The following is a 25,417-nucleotide window of genomic DNA, read 5'->3' as shown; positions in this document are numbered from 1 at the left end:
GATGCGTCGCGGCGTGTACGCAAGTGACACCGCGTTTCGACGGGTGCTTTCGGAGGTTAGTGGGCCGTCATACAATCCGGCGGCTTCCCGCAGTCCGAATGGGGCGGCGTCAGTCGTTCCGGTCCAGCACCGTGCGGATGTACTCGGCGGTCGTATCGACGACGACGTCGGTCGCGTCCTTCACGACCTGCGGCGAGTAATCGAACGACGCCGAATGCTTCGCCCAAGCGTGCATGGCCAGGTCGTTCCACGAGTCCCCGATGGAATAGGTCTCGTAGCGGTCACCGAGGTGCGCATCGTCGAGCCACATCAGACCAGTGCCTTTGGTGCAGTCGGGCGGCACGATGTCCAGGAAGTCCTGGTTCCTGTGGCAGTCGACCTGGTCCGAGAAGTGTTCCTCGATCCAGGATCGGGCCCGTTCCAGGGTCGCTTCGTCGCTCTCGATCCACAGGGGGATGCCGACGAACTCGTGCTGAGGAATCTCGTTCGGCTCCATCGGCCGGAAATAGGCGAGGATAGAGCTGGCCTTCTCGCCCGTGGTGGAAGGAAACTGCACGTCGTCGGGCGCATCCAGGGTCGTCCCGTAGACCGCGATGCCCTCCTGGCGTGTCAGCGTGCCGACGATCTCCCGGACGGTTTCATTGGGCAGGGTATGGCTCATTAGCACGGTGAATTCGGAGTCCGTCACCGCACCACCGGTGTAGAGCACGTAATAGTCGAAGCTCAGTCCCGTCGCTTCCAGCGAATGCTTCGTGGCGGCAATGGACTTGCCGGTGGCGCATACGGCCAGGTGGCCCGCGGCCTGCCACTCGTGGATCGCATCGATGCTCTCCTGTTCGATCCTGCCGTCGAACACGAGCGTGCCGTCCAGGTCGAACGCCATGAGCTTCGGCGTCATGCGGGCTCCTTTGCGAAGTTGTACGGGGAATGGCCTGGGGACAACTCTACGGGGAGAACGGGTGCCGAGCGTGCGGCGGTGGGTCGGACGGCTCGTCGTCAAAGTATCGTCGATCACTCGGGGCCGATATGCTCGATCTGGATTCGAGCACGAACAGGTAAGGGACAAGGAGAAATGATGGGCAAGAACGAGGAGCGGACGGACATTCCGGGTCTGGCCGACGTGGAGGCCTACTACGAGGATCGGGGCAACGGTCATTTTCGTTCCTCGATCCACGCGCAAGGCGCCTGGAACGAGCGCGAGCAGCACATGGGGCCCGCCTCGGGAATTCTCGCCCACTGCTTGGAGCAGCACGAACCTCGCGAGGACATGCGGATCGCGCGCATCAGTTTTGAGATTCTGGGGATGATCCCCGGTGGCGACTTCGAGGTCGTCACCTCCACGATTCGCCCGGGCAGGACCATCGAACTCATCCAGGCCGAGTTCGTGGCCGGTGGTCGGGTCGCGATCAGGGCCCAGGCCTGGCGGCTCATCACCTCCGATACCACCCCGATCGCCGCGATCGAAGACCCTTCCATCCCGCCCAGGGACGAGTGCGTCGTGTGGAACGGTTCGGACGTGTGGCCCGGCGGTTTTATTCGGTCCATCGACTCGGTCCACTCGTCCACGCACCGGCCGGGTCGCGGTACCGCGTGGATCCGGCCGACCGTTCCCCTGATCGACGGCGTCGACTCGCCCGACTGGGTCCGACTCATCGGTGTCGCCGATGCCACCAACGGCATCGCAACTCGCGTGGCCCCCGGGCCGGACAGCTGGATCTTCCCGAATGTCGACCTGCAGATTCACATGTACCGGGAACCTGCGGGCGAATGGTTGGGGATCGACAATTCCGTGTCCTTCGGGGCTGACGGGATCGGACTCACCTCCTCGATCTTCCATGACGAGGACGGCCCCTTCGGCCGCGCGGAGCAGATCCTGACCCTCAGGAAGGGGCCGGGGCAGTCCTGACGCGGGTCCGGGGCAGGCCCCGTGACCTCTGTGTCCTCAAAGGCCACTTCCCCCCGTGGGCTTTCCATATGTGGAAGGAGACCCCGCCTGAAAGGTACTCCCAGTGATGGCCGTGGATTCTTTCATCAATGGAGCGCGACCGTTCGGGCTCCCGTGCGACACCCGGGTTTCCGCAGGGGCATCCACGGCTGGAGCCGGTAACTGTCGGAGACAGAGTCCAGATCGTGGCTTCACCTGGCCGATGAGCCTTGTGTGGGCGCGTATTCAGCTTCAGTGACCTGGAAGGCTGTGTGATCACGGTCCACAACAAAGGTTGACCAGGTGACCACGAATGGGGGCGTCAATCCATCCAGGCCCCTTTTGTTGCAACGTAGTCCAGTGGGCCGGGCAGATGGTATTTCCAGGTGCTATGCACGCGCCCCGGCTTGCTGAATGGGACGGCATGTCATTGATCGAGCTGAAGTGGAGGCCCAGCACGTGTCCCACTGAGGGACCCTCCGACGAACGGCGAAGACCACCCCAGAAACTCAGCAGCTCAACCGACCTCGGACCCCAAATATCACGCGTACTATATACTGCTAAGCATACTTAGCGTATTCTATGAATTCGCCTGGTCGGACCATAGAGCAGGTGACTGAAATGGAAAAAACTGTACGAATTATTGCCCTGTGCATGATTCTTGTGTCAGTACTTGTACTCATAATCACGCAGTGGACCCCCATCCTGGCGCTCATTCCTGTTGGTGCAGCTATGGCCCTATGGGGTGGGGATCATTTCTCCACGATGCCGACCCGAAGGAAAGAGCGGGAAAGTAGAGCTTTGTACGAATAGTGGAGCCTAAATATTCTCTCTTCTCCGTGCTATATGTGCAGTACATGACTCCTGTCACAAATAGGTAAGGTCGTGCAAACCAAGAACCACGGATCAAAAATCCTTGCCGTATCGAGGCTTGCAAGGGCGTCACTGTTGATACCAGTTGCTGGAGCGCAAGCACGGGCCGGCCCAGGTGGCGGCGGGGGCAGCGGGGGCCCGGACTTGCTGTCGTCATGATGGTGGCAAGTCGATTTGAGACGTCCTCGCCCCAGACGGATACCGCGGCTCGTCTCGCATGGCTGGCGTCGGGATGACGACCGGCCTGAAGGGTGGAACCAAACCCAGAGAACCTTCAACCCGGGATACCTGGTGGGTTGCGGGTCCAGTCTCTAACCCTGTCATCAATGACGGGGGAGCGACTTCTACAGCTGTCGTCACCTTTGGAAGGTGAGAGCAACGACCGTGCGTACGCGACAAGCTCAGGCCAGAAAGTCCGCCTGGACTAAGGGCTCTTCCCTAAGGACACGCACCGAGAAAATGCCCCGCGATCCCTCATCGGATCGCGGGGCATTTTGTGCCTGAAGTAACCGTCATTTACGAGGTAACAGATCTTCGCACCGCCGCCATGGATTGGTCGGCGCCGCTGCACCGCGATGCGGGAAGAAGGGAGATCGTCACGTTGCTCCCTGAGAGCAAAAAGCTAGCAACCAGAAGTTGTACACAACATTGTGCACATGGCTGTCGACACAGAGATGTTCCATCCGGAAAACACAAACGAAACATTCGCCAGCCAGACTTGGAGCCGCGTCACCGAGGTTGCTCGCTGACGTGGTGGGAGTTTCCACATTAGTCATCCCACCCGCGCTCCATCGATCGAAAGGGTCTGTCATGTCTGTTGACTTCGAGGCACCTCACGACGGCTCCTCCTCTGCCCCTCGCCTTTCCGCATCTGCTGCCACGCGCTCCGCGAGCCGCGAGAGCCTGGAGGACTACACCCTCCGGTTCGCCCCGCGCTCCTACCGCAAATGGACAGCGGGTGTCGTCGCGACAAGCGCCCTGGGCGGTATCGCTTATCTGGCCGACTTCTCCATCGGCGCCAACGCCGGCATCGCCTACGGCACCACTAACGCTCTGCTGGGCATCCTGGTCGCCGCGGTGATCATCTTTGTTACCGGCATTCCGCTGGCGTACTACGCCGCCCGATACAACATCGACCTGGACCTCATCACGCGAGGGTCCGGCTTCGGGTACTACGGGTCGGTGATCACGAACGTGATCTTTGCGACGTTCACGTTCATCCTCTTCGCCCTCGAGGGTTCGATCATGGCTCAGGGACTGGAGCTGGGGCTCGGCATTCCCCGCCCGATCGGGTACGCGGTATCCACGTTGATCGTCATTCCCCTCGTTGTCTACGGGATGAAGTCCCTGTCGAAGCTGCAGGTGTGGACCACGCCCTTCTGGTTGGTGCTGATGGTGGTCCCCCTCGCGTACCTGCTCTTGTCGGACCCGTCGTCCGTGTCGACCTTCTTCGCGTACACGGGCCAAGACGGTTCCGGCTCCGGTGTGAGCTTCGCGTCGGTGATGTTGGCCGCCGGCGTTTGCCTGTCGCTCATCGCTCAGATCGCCGAGCAGATCGACTACCTGCGTTTCATGCCGCCCCGCACCGGCGCCAACCGTCGCACGTGGTGGCGCGCGGTGATCATCGCCGGCCCCGGCTGGGTTGTGTTCGGGGCGCTGAAGCAGGCGGTCGGCCTGTTCATCGCCGTCTACCTCATCGCGACCCTCGACCCGGCGGCATCAGAGACCGCGAACGAACCGGTGCACCAGTTCCTCGGGGTGTTTGAACGGATGATGCCGGGCTGGCTGGCCATGACGCTGGCGGTCATCCTCGTCGTGATCTCGCAGATCAAGATCAACGTCACCAACGCCTACTCGGGCTCTCTCGCCTGGACGAACGCTTTCACCCGCGTCACCCGGACCTACCCCGGCCGGCTCGTTTTCATCATCGTCAACCTGGTGATCGCGCTGGCGCTGATGGAACTGAACATGTTCGACTTCCTCAACACCGTCCTTGGTTTCTACGCGAACTGCGCCATTGCCTGGATCGTCACTGTCGCCGCCGACATCGCTATCAATAAGTACCTGCTCGGACTGTCTCCGAAGCAACCGGAGTTCCGCCGTGGCATGCTCTACGCCTGGAACCCGGTCGGTGTGGTCTCGCTCCTCCTGGCCGCGGGTGTGTCGATCGCCATGTTCTTCGGCACTTTCGGCCCCGAGATCGCACCCTTCTCCGCCATCTTCGCCGTGGCCATCCCCGTCATCGTGACACTGCTCATGGCCGCGCTCACGCGGGGGCGCTTCTACCTTCGCCGCACCGACGACGGCATCGACCTTCCGATGCTCGACGCGGAAGGAAACCCCAGTGGGGAGCTGCTGCGCTGCCACGTCACCGGCCTCGACTTCGAACGACCCGACATGCTGCTCTCGGCCGAGCCCGCCCCCGATGGCTCCCCGCAGTACATCTCCTCTCTCGCCCTCGCGACCGACAAGATGGGTCGCTACGTCCTCCCGGAGCAGCGATGACCCCCGCCAGCGACCGTTCACCCGTGGTGCCTCGCGCGAAAGTCTCGCGCACCGATGCGGTCTACGAGCACCTGAGAGAACAGCTCATGAGCGGCCGTTACGCGCCGCGCGCGCGGCTCCGAGAGGACGCGATCGCTCACGAGCTCCAGGTGTCGCGCACTCCGGTTCGCGCCGCTTTGTTCATGCTCCGCTCCGACGGTCTGATCGACAACGACGAGTACGGCTACCGCGTCGTGATGCCCGATCTTCACCACCTGACCGAGCTGTACGAACTGCGCGTCACGCTTGAGATGCGAGGGGTGCAGCGCGTCACCGAACGCGAACTCGCCGGCTACGACTTCGCCCTGCTCGGCGCCGAACTCAACAGGTGGCGTGACCTGCAGCAGTCGCCGCCCGCACCGACTCCCCAGTTCGTGATGGATGACGAGCGCTTCCACGTCACACTGTGCCGCGCCGCGGGTAACGAGGCGCTTGTCGAGGCCCTCGAAAGCGTGAACCACCGCATCCGCGCCGTGCGGATGTACGACTACGTCACCGAGGACCGCATCACCGCGACCATCGACGAGCATCTCGAAATCGGTGACCTCCTCATCACCGGACACCTCGAGAAGGCCAAGGGGGCGCTGGGTGCGCACATCGGGGACTCCATGGACACCGTGATACAGCGCGCAACACGCGCCATCACCAACATGGTGACCCGCGGCGTCCTCTGAGCACCCGCCCCCCTTACTCGTACCGACCCCCGTCGGTGTGAGCTCCGACTCCGTACGCCATCCCCGGAAGGACCTCAACGCCATGTCTGAAAAGCACCTCCCCGCATTCGACACCGTTCTCGTCGCCAACCGCGGTGAAATCGCACGCCGCATCATCCGCACCGCCAAGCGCATGGGGCTGCGCACGATCGCCGTGTACTCCGACGCCGACCGCGCCAGCGCGCACGTCCGCGAAGCCGACGAGGCATTCCGGCTGGGTCCGGCCGCGCCTGAGCAGAGCTACCTGGACATCGACCGGATCCTCGCCGCGGCACGCGCCACCCGTGCGGGCGCTGTTCACCCCGGGTACGGGTTCCTCTCCGAGAACCCGGACTTCGCCCGCGCCGTCGAGGCCGCAGGCCTGGTGTTCATCGGCCCGACCTGGCAGCAGATCGAAGCGTTCGGACCGAAGCACAGCGCCATCGCCATCGCGACCGAGAGCGGTGTGCCGTGTGTGCCCGGCTCCGGACTGGTCGAAACGGCCGACGCCGCCGCCATCGAAGCAGAACGCATCGGGTATCCCGTCATGGTGAAGGCGTCGGGCGGGGGTGGCGGAGTCGGCATCGCCACGTGCTGGAACGAGGCGGACCTCCGCGCCGCGTTCATTTCGGTCACCCGACTCGCCGCCGCCAACTTCGCAACCCCCGGCGTGTTCGTGGAGAAATTCATCGCCCGCGCACGTCATCTCGAGGTGCAGGTGTTCGGCGACGGTGACGGCACGATACAGATCCTCGGTGACCGTGACTGCAGCCTCCAGCGCCGACACCAGAAGGTGATCGAAGAAGCCCCCGCACCGAACCTCCCCGACCACGTTCGCGCCCTGATGCACGACAGCGCCCGCGCGTTGGCCGCGCATGTCGGCTACCGGTCGGCGGGAACCGTCGAGTTCGTTTACGACACCGACACCGAGCAGGTCTACTTCCTCGAGCTCAACACCCGCCTCCAGGTGGAACACCCCGTCACCGAGCAGATTTTCGACGTCGACCTCGTCGAGTGGATGCTGCGGGTCGGCCTCGGCGACACTGGCCCCGAAGGGTTCCTCGCCCACATCACACCACGCAGCAACGGCCGTCACTCGATCGAAGCGCGTGTCTACGCCGAAGACCCGCAGAAGAACTATCAGCCCTCCACCGGGCTGCTCACGCGGGTGCGGTTCCCCACGGCGGACGGACACGAACGAGGCGACGTCCGCATCGAAACCGGTGTCGAAACCGGGGACGAGGTATCGCCCATCTACGACCCGATGATCGCCAAAGTCATCGTCACCGCAGATAACCGCCACGAGGCGTTCGCGGCGCTTCGGTCTGCACTGGACGCCACGGAATTGGCCGGCATCGAAACCAACCTGGGCTTGCTGGATGCCATCTGCACCACCGACACCGTACTTGCGGCCACGTTGACCACCAACCTCCTCTGCGACGTCTCCGACGTGCGCCCCCGCATCGATCTGCTCCGCGGGGGAGCATCGACCACCATCCAGGACTGGCCCGGCCGGATCGGATACTGGCAAGTCGGCATCAGCCCAGGCGGGCCTATGGACGATAGGTCCTTCCGCGCCGCGAACACCGCCGTCGGCAACGACGAAGGTGCGCCCGCGTTGGAGTGCACCGTCACGGGACCGGCCCTGCAGTTCGCGGTCAAAACCGTCATCGCGGTGACGGGAGCGCCCGCCCCCGTCACCATCGACGGCGTCCCGGCACCGCAGTGGGAACCGCTCTCCATCCCCGCCGGAGGCATCCTCGACATCGGCACCGTGCGCGGTACCGGCGCACGGACCTACCTCGCCATCCGGGGCGGAATCGACGTCCCCACCTACCTCGGTAGCGCCTCGACCTTCGAACAGGCCCGCTTCGGTGGCCACGGAGGCCGCCCCCTCGCGACCGGCGACGTCCTCCGCGCCCGAACCGATGTCGAAACGTCCGCTCCCGCGCCGATCCCGGTAGAGGATCGCATCACCACAGCGGGCGAGTGGAGCCTGCACGTGACCGAGGGCCCGCAGCCGGCGCCCGAATACTTCACCGCCGAGGACATGGAGAAGCTGTACGAAGCTACCTGGACGGTGCATTTCCACGCCGCCCGCACCGGTGTCCGCCTGATCGGCCCGAAACCGACATGGGCGCGCTCCGACGGGGGCGAAGCGGGCCTGCACCCCTCCAACCTTCACGACAACGCCTACTCCGTCGGCGCGGTCAACTTCACCGGTGACACGCCCTCCATCCTCGGTCCCGACGGACCGAGCCTCGGCGGGTTCGCCTGCCCCTTCACGGTGGTCAGCTCCGATCGGTGGAAGCTGGGGCAGCTCCGCCCCGGAGACACCTTGCGTTTCGTGCCCGTCGACACGACCGAACTGCCGCTCATCGCCGCCGCCAACCGCTCCAACTCCGTGTACGCGCCCACCGCGTCTCGCCGCGATAGCGACAACGGCGTCCTCGCCCGCGTGTCCGCGACCGACACGACCCCCGAGGTCGTGTACCGGCGCGGCGGCGACGACAACGTGCTGGTCGAATACGGCCCGATGACCCTCGACCTCGGCCTGCGCATGCGGATCTACGCCCTCATGCAGAGTCTCACCGAGCGGGCACCGGCGGGCCTGATCGATCAGACCCCGGGAGTGCGATCTCTGCATCTGCACGTGGACCCCGCGATCCTTCCCATCCGACACCTCGTCGAGATGCTCGTCGAGATCGAGTACCAGCTCCCCTCGACGAGTGACCTCGTCGTCCCCAGCCGCGAAGTGCACCTGCCCCTGTCGTGGGACGACCCGACGGTTACCGAAGCGATCAGCCGCTACTCCTCGCTCATCCGCGACGACGCCCCCTGGAACCCGTCGAACATCGAGTTCATCCGCCGCGCCAACGGCCTGTCCTCCGTCGAGGATGTCCAACGCATCGTCACCGACGCGGAATACATGGTGCTCGGCCTCGGAGACGTCTACCTCGGGGCCCCCGCCGCGGCCCCCTTGGATCCACGGCACCGACTGCTCACCACCAAGTACAACCCCGCCCGCACCTGGACCGCCGAGGGCGCCGTCGGCATCGGCGGTACGTATATGTGCATCTACGGCATGGACAGCCCCGGCGGATACCAGCTCATCGGCAGGACCATCCCCATCTGGGCAGGCTTGCGCGAACGCCGCACCTCCTTCACCGAAGGTCACCCCTGGCTGCTGCGGTTCTTCGACCGCATCAAATTCCACCTCGTCAGCCCCGAAGAGCTCGCCGAGCTCCGCACGGAAATGGCGGCGGACCGGCTCGAACTCGACATCCGGCCGGGTCAGTTCTCGCTTCGTCAGCACGAACAGTTCCTCGCCGACAACGCCTCCGACATCGAGATGTTCCGTGCGCGCCAGGCCGCCGCGTTCGAAAAAGAACGCCTCGCCTGGGAAGCTGCCGGCGAGTTCGCCCCCAAGGACGACACAGCCACGGCCGTCGCAGAAGCCGGGGACGACATCTACGCGCGACTTCCCGAAGGAGCCAGCGTCATCGAGGCCCCCATGGCCGGGGCCGTGTGGAAACTCGACGCGAGCACCGGCGACGTCCTCGACGACGGATCGAACCTGCTTGTGCTCGAGGCGATGAAGATGGAAACCCCTGTTCGAGCCCCGCGCCGCCTGACCGTCGTGGAAGTGCTCGTCTCCGCAGGCGACACCGTCTCCGCCGGCCAACCCCTCGCGATCGTCGCCTCCGTCGACGTTCCCGTACCCGCCTGACACCCCCGGCCTCTCTCTCGAAAGGAACCCGCATGAACACCAACAATGATCTGACCCGCCCCCTCTCATCCACCGCCGACCCGATTGGCCGCGTCGAAGCCGCCTACGAACGCATCGCCGCCGTCGATCGACCGGAAATCTGGATCACGCTCCGTACCCGCGAGGACGCCCTCGCCATCGCCCGCGAGGTGCAGACGCGTCTCGACCACGACGGCGCTGACTCCCTTCCCCTCGCCGGAACGGTCGTCGCAGTGAAGGACAACATCGACGTCGCGGGTCTTCCCACCACGTGCGCGGCACCGGCAACGAGCTACGTTCCCGAGCTCAGCGCCACCGCCGTCGCTCGTCTCGAAGAGGCCGGCGCGATCGCGATCGGAAAGACGAACCTCGACCAGTTCGCGACCGGCCTCGTGGGAACCCGCAGCCCATACGGCGCGGTCCGCAATGCCTTCGATCCGGACCTGATTTCCGGTGGCTCCAGCTCCGGCTCCGCCGTGGCGACGGCCCTCGGCATCGTCGACGCCGCCCTCGGCACGGACACCGCAGGCTCCGGCCGTGTGCCCGCAGCGTTCAACCGGCTCGTCGGTATCAAACCCACCCTCGGTCTCGTCCCCGCCCGCGGCATGGTGCCCGCCGCCCCCTCCTACGACACGATCACGGTTTTCGCACGCACCCTCACCACCGCACGCACGATCGTCGACACCATCACCGGCGTCGACCCGCTGGACGCGACCAGCCGTGCATGGGACCCCACCGCTCCCGTCGCCGCATCCCCGTCACCCCGGCTCGCCGTCGCGCAGGCACACAACCTGAGCCCGCTGAGCCCCGCCTGGCAAGACAGCTACGACCGGACTCTCGACAGCCTCCGGCAGGCCGGGGTGGAGCTGATCGAAACCGACATCACGCCGCTGCTCGACGCCGCCAAACTGCTGTACGAGGGCGCCATCGTTGCCGAGCGCACCTATGCCGTCGGCCGCCACCTCGACACCGACCCTGAACGCGCCGACCCCAGTGTGACCGCCATCATCCGCGGCGGCGGCGACAAGACCGCGGTGAACCTCGTCGCAGACCAGCAGAGCCTTCGCCGTGCGGCACTCACCGCCCAGACCGTTCTCGCCGACGTCGACGCCCTGCTCCTTCCCACTGCGCCCGGACACCCCCGCATCGACGAGGTGCAGGCCGACCCCATCGCCGTCAACTCGTGGGTCGGCACCTACACGAACTTCGTCAACCTGCTCGATCTCGCCGCCATTGCCGTCCCCGGGACCGAAGCCGATGGGGCGCCCTTCGGGGTCACCCTCATCGGGCCTGCCTTCTCCGACGCCGCTCTCGCCGACCTCGCTGGGCGAATGCTCCTCGACGAACCGTCCGTCGATGCAGCGTGGAACCCGCCCACGATCGACATCGCCGTCTTCGGTGCGCACATGACAGGCCAGCCCCTGAACGGGCAGCTCACCGACCTCGGTGCCGTCTGCCGGGGGACCATCACCACCGCGCCGACCTACCGCCTGCACGCTTTGCCCACCACACCACCGAAGCCGGGCCTCGTCCGTGTAGGGAGCGGGGGCGCAGCCATCACGGGCGAACGATGGTCCATCCCCGCAGCACATGTCGGAAACTTCCTCACCGGGCTCGCCGCGCCCATGACCGTCGGAGTGGTCGAACTCGACACCGGCGACACCGCACTAGGGTTCCTTTGCGAGCCCCTCGCGACGATGGATGCACCCGACATCACCTCAGCCGGATCATGGGCGACCTACCTCGCGACACGCTGAAAACCCACGCAATCGTTGAACCGGTATGCCTTCAGGTGGTTCCTGGCTTGAATGTCACCACAACCACCATCGCGGCTAGGTGTACTGTCCGGGAACGTTGATCGAGTGATTTACCGGTGATGAGGGCTTACGCTTCGCGCATTGACAGGCGGTATGCCAACCTCCTTGATGTCGTGACCAGAACAAGGCTCACTAGTGACAACAGCCTTCTTCACCCGCGACAACGCGAACCAACGGACCGCTGATCGTAGAGGGCACCATGCGATCAGATACCAACGCCCGCCGGTGGAAGCGAACAACACCGGCTCGACATCGCGGCAGCTTTCAGCCCCCTCGTTGGTGACGTACTGGATCCGAACTACCTTCTGGTCTGTTATCGCTTGCTCCAATGCAGAACGCATTGACCTCAACGACGCGGCGGGGGGGGGGGGGGGGGATTGACCCACACCCGCTCAGCCAGTCGCTCAGCCTGTTGTCGCGTCCGAGGATCAAGAACGTCAACGATCTGTTGTCCACCAGCACTGACATGATCGCACCATGACATCAAAACAGCAGGAAAAGGCCCCTCCCGTGATCATTCTGATCGCGGGCCATTGGCTTGGGGCATGGGCATGGGACGAAGTCGCCGAACAGCTGTCATCCGACGGCATGCGGGCCATTCCTATCACTCTTCCCGGCCTCGACGATCAAGACCCACAGCGCGCAACCAGGACTCTCGACGAGCAGGTCGCGGCGATCCAATCAGTAGTCGACGCACAGGGAGGTGATGTTGTTCTCGTCGCACACAGCGGTGCCAATGCTCCGGTCAGTGTCGTGATCGACCGACACTCAGAACTGGTCCGGCGGGTTGTGTGGGTCGACTCCGGTCCGGTCTCGCCAGGCAGCACCTTTGCCCCGGATCTCCCCGAATCTGTCATGGAGGTGCCACTGCCTGCTTTCGAGGCACTCAGTGAGCAGGCCAGCCTCGATGGCCTGAGCTCCGAGCACCTCGACCGCTTCCGCGAGAAGGCCGTCGCCGAACCGGCACCTGTCATGCGTGCAACTGTGAATCTGACAAATGATGACCGCTCCAGCGTACCGACCACGCTGGTGTGTTGCTCTATGCCCAGTGGGCAAGTACTGGAGTTGGCCGAAGGGGGACACCCGATGTTCGCCGAGGTGTCCAAGCTCGACAATATCGACGTCATTGATCTTCCCACCGGCCACTGGCCGATGTGGAGCTGTCCCGATGCATTGGCCGAAGTGATCAGCAGTACTGCTGTCCAACCTGCCTAACCGATCATCCAAGCAATTCATCCATAGGGACTAGCCCCACCTGGGCCGGTCCCTTTTCTTCGTCGCTATCCCGGGAGGATATCGTGAGCCACACCAACGCCGCCCTGACCCCGAGACATCGCCTCAAGGTTGCCCAACTCGTGGTCGACGAACACTGGCCTATTAGCGAGGTCGCCGCCAGATTCCAGGTCTCCTGGCCCACTGTGAAGCGATGGGTACTGCGCTATCTGGCTGGAGAGTCTATGCAAGATCGCTTCCTCACGTCCGCACAGCTCGCCGCACAAGACCGGCGGCAAGACCACTCAGCGTTGCATCAGGCTCCGACTTCGGCTACGCGAAGGACCTGTACAACTGGCCTACCGGCTGGGCATCGCCGCCTCCACGGTCCATCGGATACTTCGCAGTGCCCATCTCAACCGGCTGTCGTACACAGACCGGGCGACAGGTGAACCGATCAGAAGGTACGAACATGACCATCCTGGATCAATGCTGCATGTCGATGTGAAGAAACTCGGCAATATCCCCGACGGCGGTGGATGGCGCTACGTTGGCCGTAGACAAGGTGAGAAACACCGTGTCGCAACACCGGGCAAGCCCCGCAGCAAACACCGTAACCCGCTGATGGGCAAAGCATTCGTCCATACGATCATCGATGATCACTCCCGCCTCGCTTACGCCGAAGTTCACGACGACGAAACGGCTAGGACTGCCGCATTAGTGCTGATCCGCGCGGCGGGGTGGTTCGCTGCCCGCGGCATCACCGTCGAACGGGTGCTGTCGGATAACGGCGGGGCATACCGCTCGAATCTGTGGCGAGACACCTGTATCAGACTCGGTGTCACGCACAGACGGACACGACCGTATCGCCCACAGACCAACGGCAAGGTGGAACGCTTTCATCGAACCTTGGCTGACGGCTGGGCCTACGCCCGCTGCTATACCTCTGAAGCTGAGCGCCGAGAAGAACTGAATCGCTGGCTGCACTACTACAATCACCATCGCCCGCACACGGCGTGTAATCATCAGCCGCCGTTCTCTCGGTTAACCAACCTCCCCGATCACTACATCGCCCAAGCAGCAACCTGCTCAGCTTGAGCACGTTCTTTCTGGAGTCGGGTTACTTCTTCTCCTTCTTCCCGAAGGTGTCGTTCTCTCTCTATGTCAGACTCGCGCCTCCCTGCCTCTGTCCACTGCTGAAAGATCACTCCACCAAAAGCAAGAAGACTCGTTGCAGCACTAGCCCAAGCTGGCACCGTCCCCCAGTCCCAACCCCACATGAAGATTCCCCTCACTCATCCATCTTGAGAAGACAATATGAAGGCCGGCAAGGCATTGACTCGCCTTGCCGGCCTTCCGAAGATCCCGGGATATCCCCGCTGGCGCGGGGCACAAATGCCCAAAAAGGTCATGCCCGCCGGAGCGGGTCCTATCGAGGGACCTTCTAGCGCTAGCTCTTCTCGATCTCTCGTACGATCAACTCGACTTCGAAATCGCTCATAATACCAGTCATGAGCGATTTCAGTGGTAGATTTTCAGAGACCTTCCGAGTGCCAGAATGGGTCAGCATTGACCAATCGCCACGGCATCACGCAATGCACCCAGGTCTGGGTTGGCATAAAGTTTGGTCTCCCCATTGGTGACACACTTTTCTTCACTGGCGTACGTGTAGTTTATTTTGATTTTAATTGTCCCGCTCTCAGCGCAGTGGTTATAGGTCCCACGTTCGTAGTACCCATCATCCTGACCGCCGACATTGCTGGAAAAATCCGGAGACCAGCCGCAGGTGGCAACCGAAGCAGGCACAGCACCAACCGCGGAAACACCTATAGCGACAGAACAAGCAATCAAACCTGTCGATACTATATTTTTAATATTCATAGTTCAACCTCTCAACAGGCACCGATTGCTGAAGCAAACTTAATTTTTGGATCGTTTTCCGTGAATCCCAGGACGGTGTCCCCTGGGGTAACGCACTTCTCCTGATTGCCGTCATTTTCAGTTTCAACCTTGATCTTGACGTTTCCGCCACCGCAGTGTCCATAGTGAGCCACGCGGCGTTCGCCACCAAAAGCGTCTACTGACCCAATGATCGGGAGGTTGATCTGAACGATGGAGTCATAGTTCTGCGTTTCGACCGAGTAGCCGCACACGGCAGCTTGAGCTTCGTCCTGCGCGCCAAGCGGAGACATCGTGATGCCACCTGCCACCAGTGCACCGGCGGCCACTGATCCGAAAATTTTCGTGGTTCTGCTTCTCATGGTTCTCCTCAGTAGATGCTGTATAGATAGAATCAGACATGACCTGCGAAAGGATGCGAACAGCATGAGAACCAAGTCGCTCAACATGGCAATCGTCGTGTTCGTCGCCCTAATATTCCTGCTCTTCTATCTATTAAAGAATGAAATAATTCAGGGGATGGTCATCTCTGTGGGCCTTCTTGTCTGCTTGCTAGGGATCTCCTCCTGTGTTGTGCTCATTGCGCTCAGATGGTCACGTGACCGGGAGCACAACCAGAGGGTACATAGAGGTCCTGAGGATTATCAACACGATCTGTGATTCGTTATGAAACCGTTATCAAAGTGTTGTTAGTTCGTGACTTAGAGAAAGTTTCCAATATCCTTGATCTCCGAGGAACGGTTTCGGGGTCGCGGCGTCCCGTTCGCGTAGACCTGCCCCTAGGAGATGCGCGCCTGGTGGATCAGTTTCTGCATCCTTGCCTTACGATGCGTCCGGATCATCTCCGTCATTTCCTCTGGGGTCATCTCGCGCCCCTCGGGTTCCTTGTCCCGCCCGAAGAGCCGCTTCAGGAGACCCATCAGATCCACCGCCCGTCGCTCCGACCCGAGGGCTTCTGCGCGCGGCGATACTGCGAGGCGTACGTTTCGCCGGACTCAACGTTCTGCTTGTTCTGCTTCATCTGGCCGTATGCGCGACGCAGCTCGTCGGTCCGGTCGATCTGAGACTTCCGTTGCTTCTTCTTCGCACGGCTGTTCGGCTGGCCTGGGCGTTTTGTCCTCGTTGACATGATCCGTCGTGTGCTACGCCTTTTCGACCCGTCCACGTCGAGCGAAGCGTCGAAACGTTCTTAATAATTGGGCTCGTCGAAGGAGCTCTATGGTGGTGTTCGCGAAGGTTCGAGGAGCGCGGAGCTCCTCGGTGCGGGGCCGTCGGCGAGGAGTCTGTGGTCAAGTCCGCTTCGAAGAGTGCCGGCGAGGTCCGGGACGAGGAGCCCCTCGGCGCGAAGGTCAAGGAGGACGAGAAGTGTCTCTTTGCGAGGGTCCTAGGGCGAGGAGCTTTGGGACGCGGCGGGTCGGCCGCAAGCATTCATCTCGTTGCAACTCCGCAACGCGTGATGATGCTTCATGATGGTCCTTCTGGGTACTGACTACTGATAAAAACTACTCGACTCTTGAGCTCTGCGCGCTCAACGTACCCTCGACGCGAAAGACCTCTTCTTAGATGTGTTGTACCAACTCATCAATCCCGCCCCGGCCGGCGCTGCCAGTTAACTACCGGCTCGTTGGACGGCCCTGTAGACGGTTGACCGGGCTACCTCGAACAACTCGGCAACCTCCGCCGTCGTGTGCTCACCACGTCGATACTGCGAGACCAAGTGCTTCTCCTGGGCCACCGAGACCTTCCGTTTCTTGTCCCGCCATCTCTCTTTGGCTTTGGCCGCTGCCATGCCCTCATGGTGTGTATACGGGTCAGCTCACGCAGCATGCGGGAACGGAGGCCTCTCTCGGCCGGTGGCCGGTAACGGAAGAACTCGGCGGCGAACTGGAGATTATGCTCCACTCCCGCGGCCCGCGGCCCACCGCCTTCCTCGTCGGAGACCAGGCCATCCTGTTATCCTTGTAACAGAGAGGTCTATGCCCATATCTACTTCGGACTCCTCCGGGCCCTCTCGACCTCGCATTCTCGGTCTTCTTCGAGAAAACGCGTTGATGGGACTCCATGCTCACCGCCGGTTGCCCTCACAAGGTAGTACGTCGTGAGCCAGGATCGGATCACTATGGTTGCTTCACACGCGGCACCAGTAAACTCATCACCATCCAACCCAAATCAAGAATTCGCTGACCTTTCCCGCATCGTGCAGGAGCAGGGCATGCTACGTCGTCGCTATGGTTACTACTGGACGCGGATCATCGGCCTCACGGCCGCGCTGGTGGGTGCAGTGCTCGCCATGATCTGGATAGGAAACACTTGGTGGCAGCTCGCCGTGGCCGGCGCCCTAGCTTTGGTCCTTGCCCAGATCGCTTTCCTGGGGCACGATGCCGCCCACCGGCAAATCTTCAGTTCTGGCCGTTGGAACGACTGGACCAGCATGGTGCTCGTCAACCTTATGGTCGGCATGAGCCACGGATGGTGGCAGCGCAAGCACACCAAACACCACCTCAGCCCCAATAAGATCGGCACCGACCCCGATATTGAGTTGCCCATCTTCGCTGTCACTGCCGAGCAGTCCGCGCGGCGGCACCGTTCGCCGATAATCCGGTGGCTACGTGGCCACCAAGCCCTCGCCTTCTTCCCCCTACTGCTCCTGGAAGGCTTGTCCCTCCACGTCTCCAGCATCCGACGCCTGGCGTCGCCCGGGAAGGTCAAGCATCGGTGGGCGGAGCTCGGCCAGATCAGCGTGCGCCTCATCGGTTACCTAGTCCTAGTGTTCTGGATCTTCACGCCAGGACTGGCTTTCGCCTTTCTGGGCGTCCAGCTCGGGATCTTCGGGTTCTACATGGGCATGGCCTTCGCTCCGAACCACATGGGTATGCCCATCGTGGACGCAAAAAGTCGCCTCGACTTCTTTTCTCGCCAGGTCATGATGAGCCGTAACATCAAGGGACCGCTCATCTTGGACACGGCGATGGGTGGACTGAACTTCCAGATTGAGCATCATTTGTTCCCCTCCATGCCCCGACCCAACCTGCGTCGCATCGCCCCGATCATCGAGTCCTACTGCCGTGAGCGCAATATCGTGTACACGCGGACGGGCTTGAGGGCCTCATACGCGCGGGTTGCCCAGTACATTAATCGCGTAGGCCTCAATAACCGCGATGTCTTTACTTGTCCGTTGGTCCAGAACCGCCAGACTCCGGGGTTTTCGACGTCCCACTGATCCCGGATTTGTCCTTCTAGCAGGTCAACAGTGTCATCAGCGAGCCCCGTGGGTAGACCCCTGGCGGAACCACCCAAGCACCCATACCGTGCCGCTGGCATTGCATTCCCTCTTCGCCTGAAAAGGGTGAACGCCTCGCGATTCCGCGCGGACGCGTGATCGAGTGCCCCTCGGCCCTGATGCTCTTCTCCCTCGTCTTCTTCCCAGATACGGGTGCCTCGGCTTCACCGTTCCGGCGGACTCGAACACTGAGAGCATCCTCATCAGACCCGTCCTCGTCCCAGGAATCGGACTCTCGAACAACCAGAAGGTTGCTCCTGGTGCGCGTCACGGTGAGTGATCACTTCATGGACCGCCGCAGCTTCTACCAGCGCTCTCATTGCTTCCGCTCCTGCTGAGATTTCGGAGCCTCTGGGCCGACGATTTACCGGCACTCTGGACAAGACGTCAAGCGTAGTCGAGAGCTTGCAACGATATACCTGACCGGCCCTGCGGGGGTCTACTGCCTAGTTCTGGTCCTACTGCACGCGGACGTGCGCTGATCTCCAAGATCCCGGGTCCGACGATAACCTCGGAACCGTGACGTTGATCATCGCCCACCGATGCCTGGAACGTCCATCGAGATGATGGAATGGAACCATGCAAGGAAATCCCGAATACATCGATCGTTCTTCGCGCCCAGGTACCGTAAGTGACGTATCGAATGCAACCTCCCGCCAGGTGCACCAGCGCCCTCAGCCCTCGGCCCCTCAATCGCGAATCCTGTCGCTCGATGTCATTCGAGGTATCGCCGTCGCAGGCATCCTCTTGGTCAACACTCCTAACTTGCTCAGAGTCGATGCTTATACCGCGCCAGGGCACCCGACGTTGGTTCGACATCTGTTGGACTTGTTCGTGCAGGAGCGGTTCTTCCCGATCTTTTCCTTTCTCTTCGGGATCAGCTTCGCCATCGTTCTGACGGGGGGCAATGCAACGTTCAAATCACCCTCGGGTGGTATTGCTCCGCCGGCTCATTGCCCTTTTGGTGCTGGGCGTTATACACCAGTTTCTCCAACCCGGTGAGGCGCTTCTGCCGTACGCCCTCTGCGGACTTGTCTTGCTGCTACCGCTCAGCTGGCTCCCCCGTCGGTGGGCCCCTGGCATATGCGCTGTCATTGGTGCGGTGCTGCTGCTAGGGGTTTTGCTGACTCGCAGTAGCGGCCTCGGTCTTGTGCCCGGTCTGATCGTCCTGGGTTATTCCGTGGGACTGACGGATACCGTCCGGCGGGCTGAGACTGCCACCCGTACCAACGTTGTCATCGTGATCGGCACTGCTGTGCTCTCGACCATCGGCATTCTCCTGGTAGAGGGGAACCAGGAGTTGCGTGCAGATAGCCGCTTCCCGGGAGGAGTGGGTCTGATCATGGCTATCGGCTACTGCGCCCTGGCGCTGGTTCTGCTCCGGACGCCGCTGCGGGCTGTTCTCAGCCGTGTCTTTGTTCCCCTGGGTCGAATGGCGCTGACCAACTACGTCGCTGCAACCCTGGTGGTTATCCTGACCGCCCCGGTTTTCCGGGCAGTCGGGGTGGGTCCCGCTACGGACAAGAGTTGGTGGATGATGATCCTGGGATGTGCGGTGATTCTGGCGTGCCAGGTGGTCATCTCATCACTGTGGCTCAAGGCGTTCCTCTACGGACCCCTGGAATACGTCTGGCGGGCCGTGACCTGGTGGAAACGTCCCAGGTTCCGTCGCTTGGACGACCAATCACAGGCAGCACCTGAAACTCGGCGGTGAGTCAGTAGATGCCTGTTCTCTAATTATCAGCCTGTCTGCCACCCGCCTGAGGTCTAGCCAGCACGGTTCTGGCTAGACCTCATTCATTTCGCCCATCCTGTTTTCAGCTTCCGTAGTGGTATCGACATGCGGTGATACGTATTTCGTGGTCGCTGATCCTGTCAATGAGCCGGTGCTCGTCGGTAAACGTGGAACCAGGACCCGGAGAACCCATGGTCGAGTGGTTCAATCTTGCCAATGTCTTCATTGCGTGAGTTTCACCCCGGCGTGATCCCTGCGATGATCGCGGTGGTGGGTCCTGGTGTTGGATTATGTCAGGATTGATGCATGGAAATTGGCGTTACCCTCCTTGTCCTTGCCGGCTTCTTTTTCGCGCTCTACGGGTGGGGGCGACGCAAGGACCCTCGCATGTTGCGCAATGGCGTATTCTTGACGATCGGCGTGAGCGCTCTGGCGCTACTTGGGTTAATCGTTTTGGCGAGCGTTGTGCCGTTTGCCTGGACTCTCGTTATTGCCGCAATGTTTCTGGTTCCGGTGGCAGTGCTGATTCTGTCGATCGCTCTTATTGCAAACGGAATCGTGATGCTGAGGCACGAGGGGCGCAGATTGGGGAACTTGCTGTCTCTAATTTCTGGCGTGCTAATACTGGTTGTTCCTGCAATTCTTTTCGGCTTGTTTTCGCTGAGCAGGATACCTTACCCACTGAATATTGTTGCTGCATCAATAGGTTTCTTTATAGTCTTTATAATAGCCTATTACAGTCTCGCATTTGTTTCTTTCGCATTCTATTCAATTGTGTACGGCAGGATGTCTCGCAAAGTGCATCCTTCAGCAATTATTGTTCTTGGCTCCGGGCTGATCAACGGGGCAGTGTCTCCGTTGTTGCGCAGTCGTCTCGACCGGGCTCTTCAGATTTACGGGGCCACCGCCGCTGAGGACACTGGGCGACCCATTGTGGTTCCGTCTGGTGGGCAGGGCAGTGATGAATCACGACCAGAGGGCCAAGCGATGGCAGAGTACTTGCTTGAGCAGGGCGCTGATCCAGCTGATGTCTATCCAGAGGAGAAGTCGCGTACTACCTGGGAGAATATTCGGTTTTCGGAATCGATCATTTCCCGGGCTGATCGAATGGACGAGTGTGTTGTAGTAACCAATAATTACCACGTCCTTCGGGCTGCGAGCCTGACTCGTCGGGCGGGGATCAATGCGACTGTTGTCGGATCTCCTACGGCTCGGTATTTTGTCCCGAGTGCTTTTATTCGGGAATTTATTGCCATTATCGTTCAGTACCGTTTGCTCAATGGTATTGCTTGCTCTCCTTTGATTATTGCGGCGGCACTGTGGCTGGTGCTGTCGTTGTAGACCCAGGAAGCAATAGATATTCATAGGATCTTTCCGATTGATTCTCATCAAGGGATCGACCCCAGCGTTTCGTTGTGATCCGTGAGTGGCCTCTGTGTGTTTCCGCGCTGGCCGTTCCATAGCCACTGAGACTGCTGATCCGTCTCGTTCGACCATGGTCGGGCTGTCGCATTCGGAGATTGCTGTGTCCCGCCGGAATTGGATTCCGCGGGCGCTTCGGCGTTTGTCAATGGTGAGCAGGGTGTCGCACCGACTCAGGAAGGTATGCCCAGCATGTCCACGCGGACTGCTGTGACTGTTGCAACCACTCCGGAAGACGTCTCCGCAGTGGCTGCCACGCTCACGATGGTCAAAGCTCCGAAAACCGAAGTCGCCATCGCTGCCACCAACGCCGGGTCGTACTCGTTGACCCGAATCCGGAATGGTTGCGGTCGCGATGGTTCAAACGAGATGCAGGAGCTGCTCGGGTGGTGCGACCTGTTGTCTCGTGCAGAAAAATCACAGCAGGATCGGGACGACGTATCCTTGCACAGCTGAGTACATCGCTGGAAGAACGTGGATGGGGCAACCAGTCCACGCTGGTGGACCAAGAGGTCAGCACGTGGGGCCTGCCCATTCAGGATTAACTGAACACCTGCGGGCCGCACCCATCAGCGTGTTCGATGAGCCGTTGGCGGGACTGGACAACGAACGACGGCATATCGTGGTCTCGCGGCTATGGGAGCTGAGCCGGGAGAGCACAGTCGTTGTATGCGGCCACGACGCCGGTCCTTGGACGGACACCCGCACCATTCCGAAGCCCCATCAGCCGTGAAACCGGGAGAGCGCGCCGTGCGCCGAGCCCTGAAACCATTTCTGTACTTCGTTTACGGAATCATCGGACTCTCGCTTCTTGCACTGGTCCTCTCGTGGATCCTGTTTCCGCAGTATTCGGATTTCTGCATCCGCACCCACGAAGCGGTGGTCTTCATCCTCGCCCTGCGCAGCCTGTTTGCCTTGGGCTGGATCAACTCACTGCTCTACACCCGCAAACTGGTGCAAGCCCGCAACCGGCACGTGCTGGCTATCGTCATTGTCTACGCCGTCATCAGCTTCCTAGGTTACGGTCTTCTGGCCTTCCAGCCCGCTGTGCCGTGGCAGCCCATCATCCGATGTCTGCAATGCGCGATCGGCGCCAGCATGATCATCCTATTCTGCATTCCGAGTTGCCGGTCATCCATCAGGGATTACATCGGCGAGTATGAGTCAGCATCCGGATGACTCCGTGCCAAGGCCAGGATCAGCCGAGCACGCGAATACCCTCGTCGCTGGTCCACGTCACCTCGACGCCATTGCTGAACTTCTGGTGGATTTTCCCGTCCGCGCCCTGGAACTCGTCCGTCGTCGGCTTGCCCCAACCCTGTTCGCGGCCGTTCTCTATCCAGGCACCGCCGATGGCACCGGTCTCGATGATGGTGTGGGCGCCGTCGGACGGGGTCCACATCATGAGGTTCGATTGGCCGGATGCGGTTCGGAACCACTGGTACGCGTACCCGTCGGCGCTGACCTCTTCTGACGTGGGGTAGCCGTAGGTGTTCTCGTACCCGCCGTCACGGAATTTGGCACCGATGGCGCCCGAGAAATTCACCGAGTGCGTGCCCGTGAACGGAGTCCAGTAGATGGTGTAGTTGTTGCTGAACTCCTGGAAGACACCACCGTCCACCAGTCCGCCGCTCTCGTTGTTCCTGGGGGTCCCGAACTTCGCGGCCCCGCCCTGGGCGTCGTAGAGCTCCTTGATCCCGTTGACGACCACGGGCCCGCTGTCGACCGACTCGACCGCGCCCACCGCTGCCTCCGCGTTGATGCGTGAGTACCCGCTCACGCCCGCGCCGGTTCTGACCAGAGTATTCCGGATGCTCTCCACGTCCAGACCCGGGTCGCGCTGCTTCATCAGGGCGATGACGCCGGCGACGTGCGGTGCAGCCATCGAGGTCCCGTTGAGCGGGCCGTAGCTGGCCTGCGCGGGCGACTCGCTACCGGTGTTGTACGTGGAGTAGATGTCCGCACCCGTAGTCCCGCCCGGCGCGAGAACATCCAGCATCGGGCCCCAATTCGAGTACCCGGTCATGACATCGGTCGAGGCGGAGGCCCCGACGACGACCGCGCCGAGACAATTCGCCGGCGTCACATCGTTCGCGTTGACCCCTGCGTTTCCGGCGGCGACGACCACTGGAACATTCCGCGCATGGGCCCCATCGACGGCGGACTTCATGGTCGCGGAACACTGTCCGTCCCAGGCGGCCGAAAAATTGACCACGGACGACGGTTGGGGGTTGGCCGGAGCTCCTGCGACGGCTCCCCCTGAGGCCCAGGTGATGGCATCGGCGAAATCCGATTCGTAGCCGGATGCCCCGATGCCGAGGGCGCGGACGGGTTCGATGTTGGCGTCGGGGGCGACGCCGGAAATCCCGATGCCGTTGTTGGTCGAGGCCCCGGCAATCCCGGCGACGTGGGTCCCGTGCCAGTTCTCCGAATCGTTGAGCACCCCGGGATCGCTCGGGTCCCCGTCGCGACCGCTCGTACCGTCCCTGTCGTAGTCAGGCGAGACGAAGTCGTATCCGCCCGTGACCTTCGCATTGAGATCCGGGTGGTCCGTGATCCCGGTGTCGACGACGCCAATCGTCTGCCCGGCGCCCGTTGCGTGCTGCCAGGCTCCCGAGGCGCCGATGGTTCTCAGGTTCCACTGGTTCGACGAGTACATCGGGTCATTCGGGGTACTGGGGTAGGACGACGCCGCATTCTTGACGATCCTGTCCGGTTCCGCATACTCCACGGCAGGATCTTCCTCGAGTTTCGAGACAACCTTGTCCTGCGCGGCTTCATCCAGCTTCTTGGACATCTGCACGACATCGGACTGGTTGGCCGTCGCCTTGAGAAGCTTCGAGGTTTCGGAGGGGGCGACGTCGTCCGTCTTCTGCAGGAGCTGAGACTTGGTGTCCTCTGGCGTGGAATCTTTGAACCTGACCACCAGACGATCCGTGGTCGGTTCGACGGTCGAGGGGGTCTCCTTGGCCTGGCCCGAAGCCTGGGCGAGTGAAGAATCACCCGATGACTTGGTCTGGGACTGTTGTTGATTCGTCGGTCCGCTCGGGGGAGCAGCGAAGGCGGAAGGAACGGTTGAGATGGCGATGCCTGCCACGAGGCAGATTCCGGCCACAGTGCGAAATGTGCGCATGTAAACCCTTGGTCAAAGGTGCGAGAGATGGAGTGATGAATCGAGTGTTGAGGCCCCACCCGAGGTTTCGGGGGTGAGTGGGGTCTCGCGCCAAATTTTTGTTCAGGGCTTGTCTCTTGTCAATTAAAGACTCGGATTCAAATACCGTACATTCGCCGAACGTACGTGCCGTAGAGCCGGCGATAGGCGGCGGGAGAGGCTTTGAGCAGAATTCCCGCGAATCCGAAAACCGGCTTGATTCGGAGGGCGGCGGCGATCTGATTCCAGGAGATTCTGCGTTGGCACTGGGAAATGATCTCGCCTCCCTCTGCCTTGTCGAGACCAATGGCCTGTTGGGCATTGTTGAGGTAGGTCAGTATGCAGGAAATCTTGAATGCACTGAGTCCTTGTGGCTCGTCCAGCAGGGGCCCGGCCTGTTGGCTCAGGTGTTCCAGGAGCCTGTCGCTTTCCTCGACCGGTACGACTTTCCCCCACGTCGCCGAGTTCGCGTCGACCGTGTATTCGTACAGGGAGGGCTCAATCACGGCCATCCGTTCCGAGCCTGTGTACGCACCCAGGCTGAACACGGCGTCCTCGGCCCGGTGGATGTCCATGGGGAAGCGGACGTCCGCAATGGCATCAACGGAAATCAGCTTGTCCCAGACATACGGTGTGAGGTTGTCTTCGAGGAGTTCGAGACCGGCTTGGTTTCCCGAACGTGCTCCCGTCGATCCGGCCGAACGGTCCCGGTGGGACCCGTCCGTGCTCACCAAAGTGTGCCCACAGACCACCAAATCGGCGTCGTGCGTCTGAGCGAAAGCGTGCATGGTGGACAGGAAATTCGGGCGGTAGCGGTCGTCCGAGTCGATGAACGTGACCCATCGTCCCTTTGCCTCATCCAGCGCCTGATTGCGAACCCCGGAGACGCCGAGGTTGGTTTGATTGTCGAAGACCCTGACCCGAGAGTCCGGGTGCTCGGACAGGAATCGATGAATGGTCTCCGACGACTGGTCCGGAGAAGCGTCGATCATGACCAGCAGCTCGAAGTCCGGGTCGGTCTGGGCGAGAACTGAAGTTATCGCCGAGACAACACGTTTTTCCGTGTTGTAAACCGGCATAATGACGGATGTCCGAGGGCTCTGGGGTGAAGTCACGGTCT

General features: G+C 61.6%; 21 protein-coding genes and 1 pseudogene. 13 read left to right on the top strand and 9 right to left on the bottom strand.

Going from position 1 to position 25,417, the window contains the following annotated elements:
• Positions 1–109 precede the first annotated feature (109 nt).
• Positions 110–898, bottom strand: a complete 789-nt coding sequence (locus AB0Y14_RS07670) for an HAD-IIB family hydrolase (protein ID WP_436588585.1) — start codon at positions 896–898, stop codon at positions 110–112.
• Between the two features lie 177 nt (positions 899–1,075).
• Here AB0Y14_RS07670 and AB0Y14_RS07665 point away from each other — a divergent pair, with 177 nt between their 5' ends.
• The 5 genes from AB0Y14_RS07665 (at position 1,076) to atzF (ending at position 11,538) form a co-directional block, all read left to right on the top strand.
• Complete coding sequence (locus AB0Y14_RS07665; protein WP_436588846.1) at positions 1,076–1,906, top strand: thioesterase family protein; 831 nt, start codon at positions 1,076–1,078, stop codon at positions 1,904–1,906.
• Between the two features lie 1,701 nt (positions 1,907–3,607).
• Positions 3,608–5,302 (top strand): purine-cytosine permease family protein, encoded by a 1,695-nt coding sequence (locus AB0Y14_RS07660; RefSeq protein WP_436588584.1) that lies wholly within the window; start codon positions 3,608–3,610, stop codon positions 5,300–5,302.
• Positions 5,299–6,015 carry a GntR family transcriptional regulator gene (locus tag AB0Y14_RS07655; RefSeq protein WP_436588583.1) on the top strand — a complete coding sequence of 239 codons (717 nt, stop codon included), beginning with the start codon at positions 5,299–5,301 and terminating at the stop codon, positions 6,013–6,015. Before AB0Y14_RS07660 ends, AB0Y14_RS07655 begins: the two co-directional genes overlap by 4 nt.
• Before the next feature lie 82 nt (positions 6,016–6,097).
• Complete coding sequence (gene uca, locus AB0Y14_RS07650; protein WP_436588582.1) at positions 6,098–9,763, top strand: urea carboxylase; 3,666 nt, start codon at positions 6,098–6,100, stop codon at positions 9,761–9,763.
• 32 nt (positions 9,764–9,795) lie between these two features.
• Positions 9,796–11,538 carry an allophanate hydrolase gene (gene atzF, locus AB0Y14_RS07645; protein ID WP_436588581.1) on the top strand — a complete coding sequence of 581 codons (1,743 nt, stop codon included), beginning with the start codon at positions 9,796–9,798 and terminating at the stop codon, positions 11,536–11,538.
• Between the two features lie 110 nt (positions 11,539–11,648).
• On the opposite strand, the gene AB0Y14_RS07640 is transcribed toward atzF, so the two are convergent.
• A complete protein-coding gene (locus tag AB0Y14_RS07640) occupies positions 11,649–11,939 on the bottom strand; it encodes a helix-turn-helix transcriptional regulator (RefSeq protein ID WP_436588580.1) in 291 nt (96 codons plus the stop codon).
• 136 nt (positions 11,940–12,075) lie between these two features.
• Here AB0Y14_RS07640 and AB0Y14_RS07635 point away from each other — a divergent pair, with 136 nt between their 5' ends.
• Entirely contained in the window at positions 12,076–12,813 is a 738-nt protein-coding gene (locus AB0Y14_RS07635) for an alpha/beta fold hydrolase (protein WP_436588579.1), read from the top strand.
• A gap of 83 nt (positions 12,814–12,896) precedes the next feature.
• Positions 12,897–13,908: pseudogene (locus AB0Y14_RS07630) on the top strand (IS481 family transposase).
• Positions 13,909–14,373: 465 nt separating this feature from the next.
• Here AB0Y14_RS07630 and AB0Y14_RS07625 read toward each other — a convergent pair.
• Positions 14,374–14,691: a DUF6355 family natural product biosynthesis protein gene (locus AB0Y14_RS07625; RefSeq protein WP_436588578.1), complete on the bottom strand. Its 318-nt coding sequence runs from the start codon at positions 14,689–14,691 to the stop codon at positions 14,374–14,376.
• A gap of 11 nt (positions 14,692–14,702) precedes the next feature.
• Positions 14,703–15,071: a DUF6355 family natural product biosynthesis protein gene (locus tag AB0Y14_RS07620; RefSeq protein ID WP_436588577.1), complete on the bottom strand. Its 369-nt coding sequence runs from the start codon at positions 15,069–15,071 to the stop codon at positions 14,703–14,705.
• A gap of 64 nt (positions 15,072–15,135) precedes the next feature.
• Here AB0Y14_RS07620 and AB0Y14_RS07615 point away from each other — a divergent pair, with 64 nt between their 5' ends.
• Positions 15,136–15,369, top strand: a complete 234-nt coding sequence (locus tag AB0Y14_RS07615) for a hypothetical protein (protein WP_436588576.1) — start codon at positions 15,136–15,138, stop codon at positions 15,367–15,369.
• A gap of 119 nt (positions 15,370–15,488) precedes the next feature.
• Here the strand turns inward: AB0Y14_RS07615 and AB0Y14_RS07610 are convergent, their stop codons facing one another.
• The 3 genes from AB0Y14_RS07610 to AB0Y14_RS07600 all read right to left on the bottom strand — a co-directional run bounded on the left by AB0Y14_RS07610 (position 15,489) and on the right by AB0Y14_RS07600 (position 16,498).
• Positions 15,489–15,629 (bottom strand): hypothetical protein, encoded by a 141-nt coding sequence (locus AB0Y14_RS07610; RefSeq protein ID WP_436588575.1) that lies wholly within the window; start codon positions 15,627–15,629, stop codon positions 15,489–15,491.
• Positions 15,629–15,838: a hypothetical protein gene (locus AB0Y14_RS07605; protein WP_436588574.1), complete on the bottom strand. Its 210-nt coding sequence runs from the start codon at positions 15,836–15,838 to the stop codon at positions 15,629–15,631. The genes AB0Y14_RS07610 and AB0Y14_RS07605 overlap by 1 nt, the downstream gene beginning before the upstream one ends.
• A 480-nt stretch (positions 15,839–16,318) precedes the next feature.
• On the bottom strand, positions 16,319–16,498 hold the full coding sequence (locus AB0Y14_RS07600; protein WP_436588573.1) for a hypothetical protein: 180 nt from the start codon (positions 16,496–16,498) through the stop codon (positions 16,319–16,321).
• 423 nt (positions 16,499–16,921) lie between these two features.
• Here AB0Y14_RS07600 and AB0Y14_RS07595 point away from each other — a divergent pair, with 423 nt between their 5' ends.
• From AB0Y14_RS07595 to AB0Y14_RS07575, 5 genes are all read left to right on the top strand, one after another.
• Entirely contained in the window at positions 16,922–17,929 is a 1,008-nt protein-coding gene (locus AB0Y14_RS07595) for a fatty acid desaturase family protein (RefSeq protein WP_436588572.1), read from the top strand.
• A 1,180-nt stretch (positions 17,930–19,109) separates the two neighbouring features.
• Complete coding sequence (locus AB0Y14_RS07590; RefSeq protein ID WP_436588571.1) at positions 19,110–19,703, top strand: DUF418 domain-containing protein; 594 nt, start codon at positions 19,110–19,112, stop codon at positions 19,701–19,703.
• Between the two features lie 327 nt (positions 19,704–20,030).
• A complete protein-coding gene (locus AB0Y14_RS07585; protein WP_436588570.1) occupies positions 20,031–21,065 on the top strand; it encodes a YdcF family protein in 1,035 nt (344 codons plus the stop codon).
• Positions 21,066–21,329: 264 nt separating this feature from the next.
• Positions 21,330–21,602: a hypothetical protein gene (locus AB0Y14_RS07580; RefSeq protein WP_436588569.1), complete on the top strand. Its 273-nt coding sequence runs from the start codon at positions 21,330–21,332 to the stop codon at positions 21,600–21,602.
• Between the two features lie 273 nt (positions 21,603–21,875).
• Complete coding sequence (locus AB0Y14_RS07575) at positions 21,876–22,325, top strand: hypothetical protein (RefSeq protein WP_436588568.1); 450 nt, start codon at positions 21,876–21,878, stop codon at positions 22,323–22,325.
• Positions 22,326–22,344: 19 nt separating this feature from the next.
• Here AB0Y14_RS07575 and AB0Y14_RS07570 read toward each other — a convergent pair whose 3' ends face one another.
• Positions 22,345–24,279, bottom strand: a complete 1,935-nt coding sequence (locus tag AB0Y14_RS07570; protein WP_436588567.1) for a S8 family serine peptidase — start codon at positions 24,277–24,279, stop codon at positions 22,345–22,347.
• Between the two features lie 137 nt (positions 24,280–24,416).
• Positions 24,417–25,412, bottom strand: coding sequence for a glycosyltransferase family 2 protein (locus tag AB0Y14_RS07565; protein WP_436588566.1), 996 nt, complete (start codon positions 25,410–25,412; stop codon positions 24,417–24,419).
• Positions 25,413–25,417: the final 5 nt, after the last annotated feature.

This window comes from Rothia sp. HC945, assembly GCF_051370785.1.
GTDB lineage: Bacteria > Actinomycetota > Actinomycetes > Actinomycetales > Micrococcaceae > Rothia.
Note: the sequence above shows the minus strand (reverse complement) of the source record. Positions and strands in the feature narration are given on the sequence as shown.